This window comes from Leucobacter muris, assembly GCF_004028235.1.
Lineage (GTDB): Bacteria > Actinomycetota > Actinomycetes > Actinomycetales > Microbacteriaceae > Leucobacter > Leucobacter muris.
Window position 1 is genome coordinate 2,293,711 of record NZ_CP035037.1, and the last position, 16,336, is coordinate 2,310,046.

A 16,336-nucleotide genomic window follows, 5' to 3' on the forward strand; every position below is an offset into this window, starting at 1 on the left:
CCTTTCGGATCAGGCCGGACCCTCACACACCATTATTCAGACAGTCCCTCATCTGCGGGAGAAGTCCCCGGTGTGTGATGCGTGTAGGGATGCGAAGCGCGCGAATTCGCGTGAGCGTTCTAACTCGGCTGAGGTTCGGCGGGAGAAGCAGGTCGCTCGCGAAGCCGAGAAGGCGGCGGTTCAGGTTGAGCCGGCGCCGACGACGCCTGAGGGGCACGTTTCCCGACTGGAGACGCTGCGGGAGATGCTCGAGCAGTCGCGTTCGGTGGTTGCCGCATTGACGACGACCGATCCGACGCGCGCGTACCTCGCGTTGCGGGAGCAGCGGGAGATCCTGCGGGAGATCTCCGAGATTCAGGGCAATGGCCAGTCGACGAAGGGGGTCACCCTTGAAGACCAGCTTGCTGCTGCCAGGGCAGAGCGGGAGCAGCGAGAAGCTGCTCGGGCTGCAGGAGCCTAGCCTCCTCCGCATCCCAGACCGGGCCGGATCCCGGGTGGGCGAGGCCCTCGACCTCGCTGCGGTCGCCGGCTTGCGGGAGGATCCGTGGCAGGAACTCACGCTCGACGCGATTCTCTCGATCGACGCCTCAGATCGGTGGGTGTGCACGGAGTTCGGTGTGCTCGTGAGCCGGCAGAACGGCAAGGGCAACATCATCTTGCCGTTCGAGCTCGCGCACCTGTTCCTGTGGCCGAAGGCTGACGGGGAGCCGAAGACGATCCTGCACTCCGCGCACGAGGTGAAGACCGCCATCGAGGCCTTCCGGCGCCTGAAGCGGGTCATCACCTCGTCACCACTACTCATGGGCGAGCTGCTGGGCGGTGAGCGTGGCATCAAGGACAACAACCAGTGGCGCGGCTTCGAGCTCGCGAACGGCAACCGGCTCATCTTCATGGCCAGGTCGCGAAACGCGGGCGTCGGCTTCACCGTCGATGTCCTTGTCGTGGACGAGGCGCAGGAGACCCCGCAGCCCGCTATGGATGCGCTGCTGCCGACCATGTCAGCGGTGGACAACACGCAGGCACTCTTCACCGGCACCGTCCCTGACGAACTGAACAACTCGGAGTACTTCGAAGGAGTGCGCGACCGTGGCCGGGCAGGAACTGACCCGCGCACCGGGTGGGCGGAGTTCAACCCGAAGGGGTCGCACGACCCAGACGTCGCGGCGAAGATCGACATTCGAGATCCTGAGGTGTGGCGGGCCGGGAATCCCGGCCTGGGCTACCGGCCGGGCCTGACTCGGGCGACCATCGAGGATGAGATTTCGCGTCTCGACCCGGAATCGGTGAAGCGGCTGCGGTTCTCGATCTGGCCGAACCGACGCGAAGAGGAAGCGGAGCAGCTCTCCGAGCTCGACATCGCGGTGTGGAAGCGCGTCGCGGGCGACCACCCGGTGAAGGGCGACGGGGGCGTGATCGCGATCGCCGTCGGCCGTGGTGGCGGGTACGCGACGATCTCGAAAGCGATCCGCGTCGACGACGAGCACATCGCGGTCGAGCACCACAAGACCGACCGCAAGGTGCGCTGGGTCGCCGACGACGTGAAAGCACTCAAGGCTGAGCTTGGGAACGCTCTCGTGGTGGTCGACCCGAAGAACGCGGCGATGATCCTTGCGGATCTCGACCGTGTCGGCGTGAAGTACCTGCCGATGAGCATTGACGAGCTCGCCGCCGCGCACTCGATCTTCATCGAGATGTCGAACGACGGCCTCGTGCTGCACCGGGATCAGGCCGAGGTGACGAAGTCGCTCGAGCTCGCGACGACTCGAGCGATCGGCCGCGCCGGCTTCACATGGGAGCCGTCTGACCCGACGAAGCCGATCTCGCACGCCCAGTCCGTGACTTGGGCGGTGTGGGGCGTGATCAAGTCCGAAGCTTCCCCGAAGCGGGAGCCTGAATTGGCCTGGTTTGAGTTCCGACCGGTTTTCCTGTCAACCTGTCGGTGACAGAAGTTCCTCGGCCTCAGTATAGTAGGCCTGCTCGACCTCGATCGGGGTACGCATATCGAGCTCCCCGTGAAGGCGCTCATGGTTCCACCACCACACGTATTCGAGGGTCGCGAGTTCGACCTGCTCAACCGTCCGCCAGGGGCCCTGCTGTCGGATCAGTTCGGTCTTGTAGAGGTTGTTGACCGCCTCAGCCATGGCATTGTCAAAACTGTCGCCGACCGTCCCGGTCGAGGGCACTGCTCCGAGTTCCGCAATGCGATCCGTATAGACCATGGCGGTGTAATTCGACCCGTGATCGGCGTGATGGATCAGGCCATCGAGCCTGCCGCCCGATTGCCACGCAGCCATATCGAGTGCCTGCATCGGCAGAACCTCAGATTTCAGCGTCGCAGCGACATTCCAGCCCACGATTCTGCGCGAGTACACGTCAGTGACGAACGCGACATAGGCGAACCCAGACCAGGTGGCGACGTAGGTCACGTCGCACACCCAGAGCTTGCGCGGCCCGTCAGCGGCGAATCTCCGGTTGACGAGATCGGCAGGCAGTGCCGCCGTTTTGTTAGGGCGTGTGGTGAACACGCGCTTTGATTTCCGTACCCCGCGCACGCCGGCGAGCCGCATCAGACGCTCGGTCTGGTCGCGGCCGATCTTCCACCCCTCACGCTTCAGCAGGGCATGCATCTTCCGGCGCCCGTACACGCCATAGTGCTTCGCGTGGAGCCGCCGGATCTCAGGGAGGAGCAACTCGTCGCGCAGCTGCCTGGCTGAGGCCGACCGGGCTTTCGCGGCCCGGTATCCGCGGGAGGTGAGGAACCCACGAACTGCCGCACGCAGCGTACGACAGAGGAACTCGACCCCGAAACGATCACGGTACTCGTCGATGAATCTGATCATTTCGTTCGTGGCCGGTCGAGTTCCTTCGCGAAAAACACGCTCGCGGCTTTGAGTACCTCGTTGGCCTTACGGAGCTCGCTCACCTCGCGGCGTAACCGCCGGTTCTCCTGGGCCATATCGATCGAGGTGCCAGGCTTCGCGCCGGTATCGATGTCGTAGCGGCGCTGCCACACGCGCAGCGTCTCCGGGCTCACTCCGAGGAGCCCACCGACGTGTCGGCAGGCCGCGGTCAGCGACTCGTGCTCGGGACGGGCTTCGGCGAGCATCCGAAGTGCGCGCTGGCGAAGTTCAGGGTCATATTTGCTTGGCATCGTAGTTCCATCCTTGTATAAAGATCGGAACTCAAACCAGGCCAATTCAATTCTTATTTCCCAGGCCCTACCCCCTCCGCTAAGCACGGCAGAGGGGGTGGGGCCTGTTTCGTTTTTGAAACTCGCCCCCCTCCATCAGAGGTCCGCCGGTCTTCTTAGCTCATAGCTTCCCGAGAGCGACGCCGCTGCATCCACAGCGCGAACGCGACCAGAAGACCAGCACTGCCGGCCCCGAGGAATATCGCAAACGTTCCCATCCCACCAGTGAGCGGCAACTGCGGAACATCCGACTGCGTATTCCTGAAAGACTTTTGGAACGCGGTATAACCACGCACGGTGATCTCACGCGGGGTGTCATCAAGAACATACCCTGCGGGGGCACGCGTCTGTGTCAGAACATAGTCGCCCGCAGTGAGCCCGGAAATCCTGATTTTTCCTAGTTCCGGGTTCACGTCAGAACCACTGCAATTAGCACCGGTCTCTGCGACGCAATCCGTGACTTCGACAGCCGCACCGATCGGCTCGCCGTTCTTATCGACGCGCACCAACGACCACTCCGAACCGGCGAGATACCTGCCCTCGTCTCCTGAGTTCGATAAATACCACGCGAGCGTCGAGGTCTCTACAATGATGCCCGCGGGATCGCAGGGCTCATCGACCTCTGTATCAGTAGGAACCGCACACGCGTTATTGACCAGGGTCCCGCCTGCGGCCTCGTCTCCCAGCTTGATCGAGTAGTCGATCGTGACCGCGTTGTCTTCTCCCGGGAGCAGTTCGGGGATGATCGCCCCAGCTTCGAGGCCGTCCGGCAGCGGGTCCAGTGAGGCGAGAGCGACCCGGTCATCCGTGATTTGCACATCGGTCAGCGTCTCGTCACCGGTGTTGGTTACGACCAGCCGGTAGGGGACGGTGTCACCCGCGTATCGTGTCGGATAGTCGTCCACGTTCTGCGCGTCATGCCAGCCGCCGTCGGAATCTTGCACGTACTTCTTGATCGAGATCGAGTTCACAGCCGCGATCTGGAACCAGCTCGAAGTCCGCATCTTAAGTTGCGTACGCGCTGCACGGGATTCGGCACGATTCACGTAGATGTCTTCGAAAGTGGCACCGGTCGTGGTGATGTCAATCTTGAATTCCTGAGATGCCGCCGCAGGCAGAGAAGGGCCAATGACTCGCACACCAGTCGCGTCGGGCGTGAACGTCGTCGACCAACCCACCGTGTTCCCCGAAGGATCACCCGCTGCACCGTTTGTCGGGTCCGCCGGATCGTCGACCAACGTCGCCGGATCCGCCGTTGTGTAATAGACGGTCGAGCCAGAAACTGCAGTCACCGGTCCGGACAGCTGATAGGTGCCGGAGAAGCTTGTCCCCCGCCCATCACCGTTGTACGGAAGAACATCGATTGTGTCGGTGAAACTCTGTGCCACAGAATCCGCAGAGGTGAGGCGCACAGTCCAGCCGTCCTGCGCGGCACCACTCACATGAGGGACCTGCTGGGCGTCTGCCGTTTTCGTGAGGAAAGTGTAACCCCCGTCGCGCACTCGCGTCGATGCCGTGTCCTCGTCAGTTGCACCAGCCAACACCGCTTTGACACGGGTACTGAACACTTCTCCTGGATCCGCATTCGAGTCCACCGTCGCGCTCAGCAGAATCGTGTAATCCGTATTCGTAGAAACGCTACCGATGCTCCACGACAAGATCTGCCCGCTCACTGACGTCGGGGCGACACTCGCGCTGCCCGGGACGTATGTCAGTCCCGCCGGCAGCACGTCCCTCAGATCGAGATTATCCACCACTATGTCACCCGGCGCTTTAACCCGATACGTGATCGTGAAGTTCACCGTCGCACCGGGCATCGTTATTGACTGGTCAACCGTCTTCTTCACTAGCGGGCGGCCCGTCACAATCCGCAGAACATCGCGACCGCTACCCGCGTAGGCATACCGCGAACCAGGAGTAACGGTGCCCTGCACCGGCACATCACTCGCGTTCGACGTGCGATGGGAGTTAACCCAGGCGTTGGATCCCGTCCGGTAGCTGGTCCAGGTCCAAATGTCTTGCCCGACAGCAACGTTCGGCTTCACCGTCGAGTACGTACGAAGGTACGCAACAGCGTCACGAATGTTCGCCGAGGCTGGGAAAGTGGCGCGGACCGCCTTCACCTTCGACAAATCAGACGGAAGCGTCGCCTGCCACTCTGTCCCCGTGGAACCATCGCACTGGAAACTGTTCGGATCGTAGGCAGAGTTCGAGGGGTTTAGGATCCCCCCAGTGCCCGTCCCCGTGAAGTACTCATATGTAACCCCCGGATACGGGGTCACGACTCCGCCTGAGATCGGACCCGCCGCAGAGCTATTGAACGTCACATACTTTGTATCAAGGATCGTGCAGACCTGCGTCCGCGTCTCGCTACCGGAGGGGGGTCGAACACCGGACTGCGCGAGAACGGGCTGTCCGGCCATGCTGCGGTAAGTGTCCTTCCATAGACGCCCCTGCACGGGGGGAGCCATGTTCCTGAGATCCCATCCTCCGGACCAGGTTCCGCGAACCGACGCCCGCCTATTCTGATTGTTCGCCGGGTCGTCTGAACTAGTTTCAAGCGCGGTCGACGTGTATGTCGGCGCGGTTGACGTGAAAGAGATGGCCGTGCCAGCTACATACGTGAACCGCACAGAAATCAAACCGGAAGCGACCACGTCCCACTCAGCTGGCAACGCAACACCATTCGAGTCCGTGGTTGGGTCAAGCATCTTCGAATAGTCGATCCCGGTCAGCGTCAGACGCATCTGATTCGAACCCAGCTGAACCAACGTACACGTTGCCGGGAATGGCGCGGTCTGGGCTGCATCAAAACCTTTTCCCGAGTACGGGTGCCCCGGAATCTTATAACCCAGAGTCGTGCAGCCATCGACGGATGGCATGACGGATTCGCCACCGGTCGCAGTGAACGTGAGGTCGTAACTCACGGTACCGGGACCCGCATTCGAACCCGGAGCGTGCCTGAGAGACCATGGGAACTTAAGAACATTCTGGTCCCCATCACGTGAATTCAAGGGATTTCCTCCATCGAATTTCATGTCCATCCGGAACGGGGCCACGATGTCCAGCTCCGGCAGCGAGGTCGACACCTCATTTACGCCCAGCTCGCCTACGTTCGCTGAGAGGCCCACTTGAGCACCGGCCACACCTCTCGCCTCGACGCCCGTGAGGAATAGCTCGGCGGTACCGAGATTCCGAGTGCCGAGATTGCACACGAGCCTGGCCCCATCGCCTTGAATCTCAGACGACGGGTCTACCCCGTCCGTAAGACACTCGAACGGTAACTCAGTAAATACAGCGTTTTGCGCCGTGAAAGTTACAACCACGTTCTCCTGCGAATGGTTCTCAGGTGCAGGGTCTGCATCATTAACGTTGTAACGCCAGACAGCGGTGAGTTCAGTACCACGCTGCAGCGGATTCGGAGTACCTGCAGCCCAGCTTCCTTCGAGCCCATAGACGGGGGTGACGGCGTGAGTAGCATCGGTCTTCTGAAGCCCGGCAAAGCTGACTACTGCGGTGCAGGCCAGTACCGCAGCGCACAGTCTCTTCGCTCTGTGGCGGACATTCATCCGAGTTATGAAGTTATCTTTCAAGGTAATTCTTTCGAAGCTCGAGAACTATTACTATGCACGCTTACCTCCTGTAATCCCTAACGGGCGCTTCACGGTGAGGGATGGTTGGGAACTGTCGCCATGCTCCGGAACTGAAGGTGTTGTGGCGTGGACCATGGAGCCTTCGCATGGCCCACACCACAACACCCTGCAACTTAGGCGTCCTGGTTCTGTCGACGTCGGTTCATTAGTACGAACCCCGCAGCAACAGCCACCGCGGCAACACCAGCTGCGATGAGCATGACCTGACCCGCGGCACCCGTCAGCGGCAGCTCGGGCACACCCTGCTGCGTGTTCACGATGTCAACATTGTCCGAGACCGTCGTCTCACCAATCTTCACCGTCACCGCAGTGAACGGGTCAGCCGGCAGCACGTAGCCTGCAGGAGCCGCTACTTCCTTGAGGACATAGCAGCGCTGCTGCGCATCAATGACCGGGTTCACGCTATCGCTCACGAACAGGCCAGGAATCGAGATAATACCAGTCCCCGCGGAAGTGAACTGCGTCTCACCATTGGCAACAACCGGGTCGCCGGCAGCTTCCGCTGCCGAGCAGTCGGCAGCGTACGGGTCAACAGCGTTGTACACCTCGAACACCGCACCATTCAGGCGGCCCTCGTTACCCGAGGTGCCAGCGGCACGCTTCTGCACCTCAAGGCTGCCCCAGTGCGTTTCGACCTCATTCGACAGAACCGGAGGGTTCGTGCTCGGGTCAAAGCCCGGGTTGTTCGGCCGCAGTTCAGCCTCGTTGGTGATCGTACCGTTCCCAAGCGTCGTCACCGTACCCGCGAACACGACCTGGATTTTCTTCCCAGCCTGAGCGTTCGGGCTCTGATTCAGCCAAGCGAGCCCCGCAGCGGTGAAGTTCATCGTGATCTGCTGACCATCAACAGTGAGCGTGTAGTAGCTCGCATCAAGCGGGCTACCGTCCACCGTGACAGTCATATCCGCCGGCGCTACCGGCGTAAGACGACTATCCAGGGTGTCGCGAATCGCGAACCCGGTCCAATCCTCACCAGTGGTCGGGATCGGAACCGTCACAGGGAACTTCACAACCGACCCGAGACCAGTGTCCTGCTGCTCCTCGATCGTCTTCTCGATCGTTCCTTCACCGTTCTTCGGGTAGGCGTGCACGTCGTACACCCAGCCGTTCTCGTGCGGCATCGGAATAGTCACGATGAACGGAGACGCGGAATCGATGATCTGTGCGGGAGCCGACGTCTCGCACACCTGGTACACGCCGATCGGAAGGGCAACGTTCGCTGCACCATTCGCATCAGCAGTCGGCATCGCCTGCCCGGCACCAAGCGTGTACCCGGCAGGTGCCGTGCACCCATCACCGGGCGTAAGGTCTCCCAAGGCGTCCCAATTCGCCGGCACAGACAGGTCAACTGGCTGCCCATCCTTCAGCAGCGGGTACACCGTGAACACCACACCCTCAACGGGATCCGTGAAATCACCCGCAGCAGGAGCCTCACTAATATCACCGTCAGAGCCGTTGACCTGATGCAGGTACTTATGCACCGTCAACGAGCCTTCCCGGCCAAAGCCGATGTTACCGTAGTTCTGCGGCGCAGCAAACGCGGCAGAACTCGCGCCCACCATGGCCGTCATACCGACAGCCCCGACCATCGCGGCAACGCGCCGCATCGTTTTCCGTTCAGCCACCCGAACGTCTCCTTTCGTAGCCGCAGGAGACCCAAAGCCCCTGACGCCATAACACGCCACCAACCGAACTACAGCGTTCATAAATATTACTGAATTGGCCTGGTTTGAGTTCCGACCGGTTTTCCTGTCAACCTGTCGGTGACAGAAGTTCCTCGGCCTCAGTATAGTAGGCCTGCTCGACCTCGATCGGGGTACGCATATCGAGCTCCCCGTGAAGGCGCTCATGGTTCCACCACCACACGTATTCGAGGGTCGCGAGTTCGACCTGCTCAACCGTCCGCCAGGGGCCCTGCTGTCGGATCAGTTCGGTCTTGTAGAGGTTGTTGACCGCCTCAGCCATGGCATTGTCAAAACTGTCGCCGACCGTCCCGGTCGAGGGCACTGCTCCGAGTTCCGCAATGCGATCCGTATAGACCATGGCGGTGTAATTCGACCCGTGATCGGCGTGATGGATCAGGCCATCGAGCCTGCCGCCCGATTGCCACGCAGCCATATCGAGTGCCTGCATCGGCAGAACCTCAGATTTCAGCGTCGCAGCGACATTCCAGCCCACGATTCTGCGCGAGTACACGTCAGTGACGAACGCGACATAGGCGAACCCAGACCAGGTGGCGACGTAGGTCACGTCGCACACCCAGAGCTTGCGCGGCCCGTCAGCGGCGAATCTCCGGTTGACGAGATCGGCAGGCAGTGCCGCCGTTTTGTTAGGGCGTGTGGTGAACACGCGCTTTGATTTCCGTACCCCGCGCACGCCGGCGAGCCGCATCAGACGCTCGGTCTGGTCGCGGCCGATCTTCCACCCCTCACGCTTCAGCAGGGCATGCATCTTCCGGCGCCCGTACACGCCATAGTGCTTCGCGTGGAGCCGCCGGATCTCAGGGAGGAGCAACTCGTCGCGCAGCTGCCTGGCTGAGGCCGACCGGGCTTTCGCGGCCCGGTATCCGCGGGAGGTGAGGAACCCACGAACTGCCGCACGCAGCGTACGACAGAGGAACTCGACCCCGAAACGATCACGGTACTCGTCGATGAATCTGATCATTTCGTTCGTGGCCGGTCGAGTTCCTTCGCGAAAAACACGCTCGCGGCTTTGAGTACCTCGTTGGCCTTACGGAGCTCGCTCACCTCGCGGCGTAACCGCCGGTTCTCCTGGGCCATATCGATCGAGGTGCCAGGCTTCGCGCCGGTATCGATGTCGTAGCGGCGCTGCCACACGCGCAGCGTCTCCGGGCTCACTCCGAGGAGCCCACCGACGTGTCGGCAGGCCGCGGTCAGCGACTCGTGCTCGGGACGGGCTTCGGCGAGCATCCGAAGTGCGCGCTGGCGAAGTTCAGGGTCATATTTGCTTGGCATCGTAGTTCCATCCTTGTATAAAGATCGGAACTCAAACCAGGCCAATTCAAGCCAGCAGTGGTGAGGGGGTATGCCTGATGCTCGATGAGACTGAGCTCGGTGAGCGTTGCGCCGCGGTGATGAAGGATGCACGCCAGGAGTGGATGCGCCTTCGAAACCTGCAGCGGCACATCGACGGGAAGGTGCTCAGGACGTGGATGCCGGACGGCGCGGACGCGGAGTACAAGGATCTGCTGGACAAGTCAGGCGGTCCGTGGCTTGGGTTCTCGCGCGACGCGATCGCGCAGGGCTGCCGAATCAACGGCTACGCGAACGAGGACATCTGGAATCGCGTGTGGCGGGCCAACGGGATGGATGGCCGGCAGGGCGTGTCCACGAAGGAAGCGGTGGGGCTCGGCAAGAGCTTCCTGATGCTGCTGCCCGCTGATGGTGATCAGGGTGTCGTGATGCGCCCGATGTCGGCGCACAACACCTTCGCCGTGTACGCAGACCCGTGGGACGATTTCCCCGAGTTCGTGCTCTACCGCGTGGGTGCTACGAAGCAGGGTCCGACGTTCTGGAACTCGCAGTGGTATGCCTTCGACAGCGAAGGCAGCTACCGGTTCGACGGGTCGCCGTCGACGCCGCAGAATCTCCGCCCTACCCCGCATGGTCTCGACTTCGCACCAGTGGTTCGGATCTCGAACTCGCTCGCGTCGGAGGGCGAACCGCAGTCGAGCGTGGAGCCGGGGATCCCGATCTACAAGCGCATCGTCGACGCGACCTTCGCGCTGCAGATGATCCAGAGATACGGCGCGTTCCCTCAGAAGTGGGGTGCCGGTGGGACGCTCGGCGAAGTGCGGGTCGCGATCGACTCTCTGATCCACGCTCCTGGTGAGGCCGGTGAGACGGTCCGGTTCGGCACGTTCGAGGCGGCAGACCCTACGAAGATGGTCGCCGCGCTCGAAGCGCATGTGAAGCATCTCGCGGCTGTGCTGCAGGTGCCTCCGCACTACCTGCTGGGCGCCGTGGTGAACATGAGCGCTGAGGGCATCGCGGCTGCGGAGTCGGGCTATCACCGGAACATCGGTGACCGGCGCGACGCGCTCGGCGAAGGGTACGAGCTCGCGCTGCGAACCGGGGCACGGATTCTTGGCGAGTCGGCTGCGGCGAGCGCTCTGACCGATCAGGTGTCCTGGGCGAATGTGCAGTCGTGGTCGCTGGCGCAGGTGTCGGATGCGATCTCGAAGCTCGACGTCGTCGGCGCAGATCTGGGGCGGCTGTTCCAGATGCTGCCGGGTTGGTCGAGGCAGGACGCTCTTGAGTCCGCCGGGAGCGCCAAGGACAAGAAGATGCTCAGGATTGCGGCATCCTCGTCCAGCCAGCCAGCCAGCCAGGCGCTGAGCTGAGCGGCGCCACCAAGGACCAGGCTGACGCCCTCGGCTCGCTCATCCGTGCCGGTGTCGCACCGGAGGATGCAGCACGCCGTGTCGGTCTCACTGGGCTGCAGTTCACCGGGGCGACCCCGGTCGCGCTGCGGCTCCCCGAATGAACCTACCCACGCTCGTGGGGATGCAGGATACGGCACCTGCTCGAACATGCCGGCGAAGGAGAACCACCCATCATGTCCACCGAGAACCAGCCTGCGAATGAGAACCCGGCCGGCGACGAGCCGACAGGCGGCGGCAAGCCGGAATACACGCCCCCGGCATCGCAGGAAGAACTCGACCGCATCGTCGAATCGCGTCTCGCACGCGAACGGTCGAAGTACGCCGACTACGACGCCCTCAAGAAGAAGGCAGCCGACCACGACGCGTACCTCGATTCGCAGAAAGACGAGCACCAGAAGGCGCTCGACCAGACGAAGGCCGACACCGAGAGCGCGGTCGCACAGCGATACCTCTCGAAGCTCGTCTCCTCGGAGGTGAAGGCGATCGCGTCGGCGCTGGGGTTCAACGACCCGTCGGATGCGCTCGCTGTCATCGACGCGGAGAAGCTGCCCGTGAAGGACGACGAGCCCGACACCGAGGCGATCAAGGCCGCGGTCGAGAAGCTCGCGACCGACAAGCCGTACCTCGTGAAGGCGGGGAGCGCTCGTCCCGCGACGCGCCCGCGTCCGAAGCAGGGTGAGCGGCAGGAGTCGGGCCCCGCGAAGGGTCGCGCTGCGGCTGCGCTGCGTCAGCTCGGGGCATCCAGGAAGTCCTCCTGACCCACATCATCAACACCATTCAGGCCGTCCTCTCGGGCGGCCTTTCGCATTGAAAGGGGCCATTCATGGCTGACATCTCTCGCAACGACGTTGCGACTCTCATCCAGGAGGAATACTCGAACGTGTTCCTCGACGCCGCGGCGAGCTCGGAGGGCTCCGCGGCGATCCAGGCGTTCGGTACCGTGCCGCTGGGCACGAAGATCACGAACGCGCCCGTGCTCACGACCCTGCCCGACGCCTACTGGGTGTCGGAGTCGGCTACCGCGTCCGAGGGTGTGAAGCCGACCAGCGAGGCGACCTGGGGCAACAAGCGGTTCGTGGTCGAAGAGATCGCGGTCATCATCCCGGTGCATGAGGATGTGCTGGAGGACATGACCGAGGACGGTCTCGAGGAGCTCTCGAAGCTGGGCGGTCAGGCGATCGGTAAGAAGCTGGACCAGGCGGTTCTCTTCGGTACGCAGAAGCCGACGACCTGGACCGATCCGGCGCTGCTCGCGGCGGCGATCGCGGGCGGCAACGTGTTCCAGATCTCGAACACGCCGGGCGCCGACGACCTCGCGGGGTCGATCTTCCAGGCGGCCGGCGCGGTCGCGGACTCGGGCGCCGATCCGACGACGATCTTCTCCTCGTCGGGCCTCCGGTTCCGACTCGCGAACCTCCGCGCCTCGGACGGCACCGCGATCCTCTCCCGCACGATGGGAGACGCGGGCTCGTTCTCCGACTCGATCGCGGGCCTCGATGCCGCGTTCGTGAAGAACGGGGCCTGGGATCCGGCGCAGGCGACTGCGCTCGTCGCCGACAAGTCGCGTGTGAAGATCGGTCAGCGCCAGGACATCACCGTGAAGTTCCTTGATCAGGCCACCCTCGGTACCGGGGCGAACCAGATCAACCTCGCCGAGCGCGACATGGTGGCGCTGCGCTTCAAGGCGCGCTACGCCTACGCGCTCGGCAACACCATCACCGCCAATGGCACCTCCGCGCAGCCGGCGGGCGCCGTGACCCCGGCTGCGGCCGGTGGGGAGGGCTGACCCATGAAGCTCAAGCACGCACAGGGTCGCATCGTGGATGTGCCCGAGAACCTGGCTGAGGGCTACATCGCGCTCGGCTGGGAGAAGGTGTCCGGTTCGGTCGACGCCGCGGATCCGACCGAACCGTCGAAGTCGTGGAAGGTTGACGCGCTCAAGGCGTACGCCGCCGACCACGGCATCGACCTCGGGTCGGCGGCCAAGAAGGACGACATCCTCGCCGCGATCGAGGCGCACGAGACCAGCGGGAACGGTGACGAGGTGTCCGGTTCGGCCGACGTCTCGGAGCCGACCATCGCTGAGGACGAGTAGCAGGCGGGAGGGGCGGAGACATGGACCTCACAAGAGCGAAGCTGGACCCGTTCCTCCCGACGCTCTCCACCGCCCAGTCCACGAAGGTGAACGCGTGGATCACCGTTCTCGGGCCACTGCTCAACCAGAGGTACGGGGAAGCGATCACGACAGATCTGGAGCCGGTGTTCGTGTCGGCGGCAGCAGATGCGGTCATTCGGCGCCTTGAACGTCCCCGTTCGGGGGCGCTGCGAGAGCGTGTCGGACCCGCATCTATCGACCGTGATGCGCGCTTCCTGCTCGCAGCGTGGTTCCTGCCTGAGGAGCTCGCGCAGCTCGATGACCTCGTAGGCACAGGTGCGGGTGTGATCCGTTCGCACCGCACGCCCGCGCCGGACGAGCAACGCTTCGGCAATCGCTACCGCCCGGAGGTGCCCGATGAGCTTCCCAACTGGTGAGCAGGTCGTGCGCCTCCGGCGCCGCGAACTCCTAGACGACTACTCCGGCACGGTGACCCTCGGCGCCTGGGACACCCCCGACGAGTTGCCGCTCGAAGGCGCGTACGTTGCATCGTCGTCGACGTCCGCTCGGCGAGATGCGGCCCGGAACGAACTGCTCGAAGAGAAGAGCCTGTATCTGGGCAGCCCTGACGCGGATGTGCAAGCACAGGATCGGGTCCGCGCTCAGGGCGTGACCTATTCGATCGACGGCATGCCCTCCGCTGATGTGAATCCGTGGACGGGCTGGCAGCCGATCCGGGAGATCCCATTGACGAGGGTGGTGGGGTGATGGAGTTCCAGAACGGCTACTTCGAGTCCCTGCTGCGATCGGCGCCAGTCCGCGCGGTCGTCGACGAGGCTACCGAGAGAGTCGCCGCGAAAGCACGGTCGACCGCTCCTGAGGACGGCGGCGACTACAAGCGCAAGATCGCGACCGGCGGCAAGATGCAGAAGCGTTACGTCGGCGTTGTGACGGCGAGCGCACGGCATTCCATGAAGGTCGAGGCCCGCACCGGGAATCTGGCGCGCGCGGTGAGGAGCTCAGGCCGTGGCCGGTGAACTCCTCGACCCAGACATCGAACGCTTCCTCACGGGAGAGATCCGCACCCGCCTTGCGGCACTTGCTGGCGCCGAGTTCCCCGCAGCGAAAGGGCACGTGTCGAATCGGCGCTGGACGCCACCCGCTGCCGCACCTGCCACACCGCCACCGGCGTGGCAGGTGATCGTCCGTGACGACGGCATCAACGACGTCGACATTTCGCTCGGTGACGCGGGCGTGGGAATCGTGTGCCTCGCAGGCTCTCAGGACAACCCGGGCCCGGCGATCCGGCTCGCGAAGCTCGTGAAAGCGATCGTCAAGGCCTCGCCGCGTCCTGGACCGTCGTCCCCTGTAGCCGCGGTCCTCGAGTTCCATGGCCCCTACCCGGTGCCGGAGGACTCGCAGTACGAGCAGCGCTACATGACGTGCTCGCTCGCGGTGGTATCGACACCGCTCTAGACCCACCGATCAACATCCATTTGCCCCTGGCGCTGCCGGGGGCTTTCTCATTGAAGGAGAAGAACCATGGCAGCAGATGCCGAAGGCAACGACATCGGTCTCGTCGGGATCCCCATCACGGGGTTTCTCGCATGGGCGCCGATCGGTACCGCAATCCCGGCGAAGTCGGAGGGTGCGGAGCTCGACCTCGAGCTCGCCGCCGCGTTCGCGAAGGTCGGCCTGATCAAGCAGGACGGCGGCTTCGACTGGACCGGTGAGGCGTCCGGCGACGCGATCGAGTTCTGGCAGGAGGGCTACTCGGTCCCCACCGGCCTCGCGAACGTCACCATCGCCGCGACTCTCGCCGAGCACAAGGCGAAGAACCAGGAACTCCTCTATGGCGAGGCTCCGGACGCCGACGGTGCCGCCGACATCGAAGAGGCGTCGAACGACAAGCGAGTCGTTCTGTTCTCGCATGAGGTGTTCAAGAGCGGCTGGATCCGTCGCCGGGCGATGCCGAACGTCGGCGTGCAGCTTGTGAAGCTCGACAAGTCCGAGCGCGGCAGCGTGCAGGGCCAGGCTGTCACGTTCAAGGTCGACCGATCGGGGGTGGTGGGTAACCGCCACTACCGGCAGTGGATCATCCCGCCGGCGCCGGTCACCCCGTAACAGGCCCCGGGGCAGCGCTCGGTGGGTGCGCTGCCCCGGCTACTCCCCTACCCACCATCCACCCACCACACGAAGGAACCCATCATGACCGAGAACTCCACCCCCGAGGCCATCGACGAGACTCCCGAGGCACTCGAGGAAGAACTGCTCAACGTCGACGAGTACGAGATCCCCGTCGTCGAGGACGACAGCGACGATCGCTTCCCCTGCTTCATCGCCGGGTCGACGCTGATCGTGCGCCTCGACGATCCCGGCGAGCTCCGGCTCCCCCTCAAGCTCTCGTACAACCAGATCCAGGACCTGAAGTCGCGAACGCAGTCCGATGCCGATGAGCTTGACCAGCTCCTCGTGCTGCTCGAGATCATCGGCGACGAGGAGATGGTCGAGACGTTGAAGGGCATCGACATGGCCGACGCGATTGCGGTCTCGCTGCTGTTCTTCCGCGCGTGGAAGCAGCGGACGCAGGTGTCGCTGGGAAAATTGCGGCGCTCGCCGCGACGGTAAAGACCTATCGCGCCGAGCTTGCCTTCGACTTCCGGCACGAGTTCGGGGTGCCCCTCTCTGATATCGGTGAGGGCATCCCGTGGCCGGAAGCGATCGACCTGATCGATGAGCTCGGAAACCACCCGGGCTCGCACTACTGGTCGGCCCTGAACGGCATGGCATCGCCGACGACGTACGGCGAGATCGCATCGATCCTCCACGCGACGCGAATGATCAACCTCTACCGACCGGACGGGGCGGAGCCGGTGCAGTTGCCGGGCCCGTTCCCTGAGCGTGCCTCGCCTGAGGCTGACGTCACCCCGGAGGAGCGCGACGAACTCGTGGAGTACGCACGCGCCACTGCACCGTTCTCGCTCGACGACTGA

At 63.4% G+C, this 16,336-nt stretch carries 17 protein-coding genes; 13 read left to right on the top strand and 4 right to left on the bottom strand.

All coding sequences use genetic code 11. From position 1 onward, the window contains the following. Positions 1–244: 244 nt before the first annotated feature. Both Leucomu_RS10680 and Leucomu_RS10685 read left to right on the top strand, forming a co-directional pair. Positions 245–460, top strand: a complete 216-nt coding sequence (locus Leucomu_RS10680) for a hypothetical protein (protein ID WP_128387210.1) — start codon at positions 245–247, stop codon at positions 458–460. Continuing rightward, a complete protein-coding gene (locus Leucomu_RS10685) occupies positions 390–1,943 on the top strand; it encodes a hypothetical protein (RefSeq protein WP_128387211.1) in 1,554 nt (517 codons plus the stop codon). The genes Leucomu_RS10680 and Leucomu_RS10685 overlap by 71 nt, the downstream gene beginning before the upstream one ends. On the opposite strand, the gene Leucomu_RS10690 is transcribed toward Leucomu_RS10685, so the two are convergent. The 4 genes from Leucomu_RS10690 to Leucomu_RS10705 all read right to left on the bottom strand — a co-directional run bounded on the left by Leucomu_RS10690 (position 1,929) and on the right by Leucomu_RS10705 (position 9,818). Beyond that, positions 1,929–3,151 (bottom strand): IS3 family transposase gene (locus Leucomu_RS10690; protein ID WP_128387751.1). Its coding sequence is split into 2 segments (ribosomal slippage): positions 1,929–2,866 and positions 2,866–3,151, totalling 1,224 coding nucleotides; the frame shifts between segments, so codons are not numbered across the junction. The genes Leucomu_RS10685 and Leucomu_RS10690 overlap by 15 nt on opposite strands. Before the next feature lie 155 nt (positions 3,152–3,306). Next, positions 3,307–6,783, bottom strand: a complete 3,477-nt coding sequence (locus tag Leucomu_RS10695) for a DUF7507 domain-containing protein (protein WP_128387212.1) — start codon at positions 6,781–6,783, stop codon at positions 3,307–3,309. A 173-nt stretch (positions 6,784–6,956) separates the two neighbouring features. Continuing rightward, positions 6,957–8,468 (bottom strand): SpaH/EbpB family LPXTG-anchored major pilin, encoded by a 1,512-nt coding sequence (locus Leucomu_RS10700; RefSeq protein WP_164884538.1) that lies wholly within the window; start codon positions 8,466–8,468, stop codon positions 6,957–6,959. Between the two features lie 127 nt (positions 8,469–8,595). Then, positions 8,596–9,818 (bottom strand): IS3 family transposase gene (locus Leucomu_RS10705; RefSeq protein WP_128387751.1). Its coding sequence is split into 2 segments (ribosomal slippage): positions 8,596–9,533 and positions 9,533–9,818, totalling 1,224 coding nucleotides; the frame shifts between segments, so codons are not numbered across the junction. A 77-nt stretch (positions 9,819–9,895) separates the two neighbouring features. Here Leucomu_RS10705 and Leucomu_RS10710 point away from each other — a divergent pair. The 11 genes from Leucomu_RS10710 (at position 9,896) to Leucomu_RS10760 (ending at position 16,336) form a co-directional block, all read left to right on the top strand. Then, a complete protein-coding gene (locus Leucomu_RS10710; RefSeq protein WP_128387213.1) occupies positions 9,896–11,206 on the top strand; it encodes a phage portal protein in 1,311 nt (436 codons plus the stop codon). Positions 11,207–11,421: 215 nt separating this feature from the next. Continuing rightward, a complete protein-coding gene (locus Leucomu_RS10715) occupies positions 11,422–12,006 on the top strand; it encodes a hypothetical protein (RefSeq protein WP_128387214.1) in 585 nt (194 codons plus the stop codon). A gap of 65 nt (positions 12,007–12,071) precedes the next feature. Then, positions 12,072–13,034 carry a phage major capsid protein gene (locus Leucomu_RS10720; RefSeq protein ID WP_128387215.1) on the top strand — a complete coding sequence of 321 codons (963 nt, stop codon included), beginning with the start codon at positions 12,072–12,074 and terminating at the stop codon, positions 13,032–13,034. 3 nt (positions 13,035–13,037) lie between these two features. Further along, complete coding sequence (locus tag Leucomu_RS10725) at positions 13,038–13,343, top strand: hypothetical protein (protein WP_128387216.1); 306 nt, start codon at positions 13,038–13,040, stop codon at positions 13,341–13,343. An 86-nt stretch (positions 13,344–13,429) separates the two neighbouring features. After that, on the top strand, positions 13,430–13,780 hold the full coding sequence (locus tag Leucomu_RS10730) for a hypothetical protein (RefSeq protein WP_128387217.1): 351 nt from the start codon (positions 13,430–13,432) through the stop codon (positions 13,778–13,780). Continuing rightward, a complete protein-coding gene (locus tag Leucomu_RS10735) occupies positions 13,761–14,111 on the top strand; it encodes a hypothetical protein (protein ID WP_128387218.1) in 351 nt (116 codons plus the stop codon). The genes Leucomu_RS10730 and Leucomu_RS10735 overlap by 20 nt, the downstream gene beginning before the upstream one ends. Continuing rightward, positions 14,111–14,380: an HK97 gp10 family phage protein gene (locus Leucomu_RS10740; protein WP_128387219.1), complete on the top strand. Its 270-nt coding sequence runs from the start codon at positions 14,111–14,113 to the stop codon at positions 14,378–14,380. Before Leucomu_RS10735 ends, Leucomu_RS10740 begins: the two co-directional genes overlap by 1 nt. Further along, positions 14,370–14,819 (top strand): hypothetical protein, encoded by a 450-nt coding sequence (locus tag Leucomu_RS10745; RefSeq protein ID WP_128387220.1) that lies wholly within the window; start codon positions 14,370–14,372, stop codon positions 14,817–14,819. Before Leucomu_RS10740 ends, Leucomu_RS10745 begins: the two co-directional genes overlap by 11 nt. 66 nt (positions 14,820–14,885) lie before the next feature. Beyond that, on the top strand, positions 14,886–15,467 hold the full coding sequence (locus Leucomu_RS10750; protein WP_128387221.1) for a hypothetical protein: 582 nt from the start codon (positions 14,886–14,888) through the stop codon (positions 15,465–15,467). Between the two features lie 84 nt (positions 15,468–15,551). After that, the gene (locus tag Leucomu_RS10755) at positions 15,552–15,971 is read left to right on the top strand and encodes a hypothetical protein (RefSeq protein ID WP_128387222.1); all 420 of its coding nucleotides are present in this window, start codon (positions 15,552–15,554) and stop codon (positions 15,969–15,971) included. After that, a complete protein-coding gene (locus tag Leucomu_RS10760) occupies positions 15,914–16,336 on the top strand; it encodes a hypothetical protein (RefSeq protein ID WP_128387223.1) in 423 nt (140 codons plus the stop codon). Before Leucomu_RS10755 ends, Leucomu_RS10760 begins: the two co-directional genes overlap by 58 nt.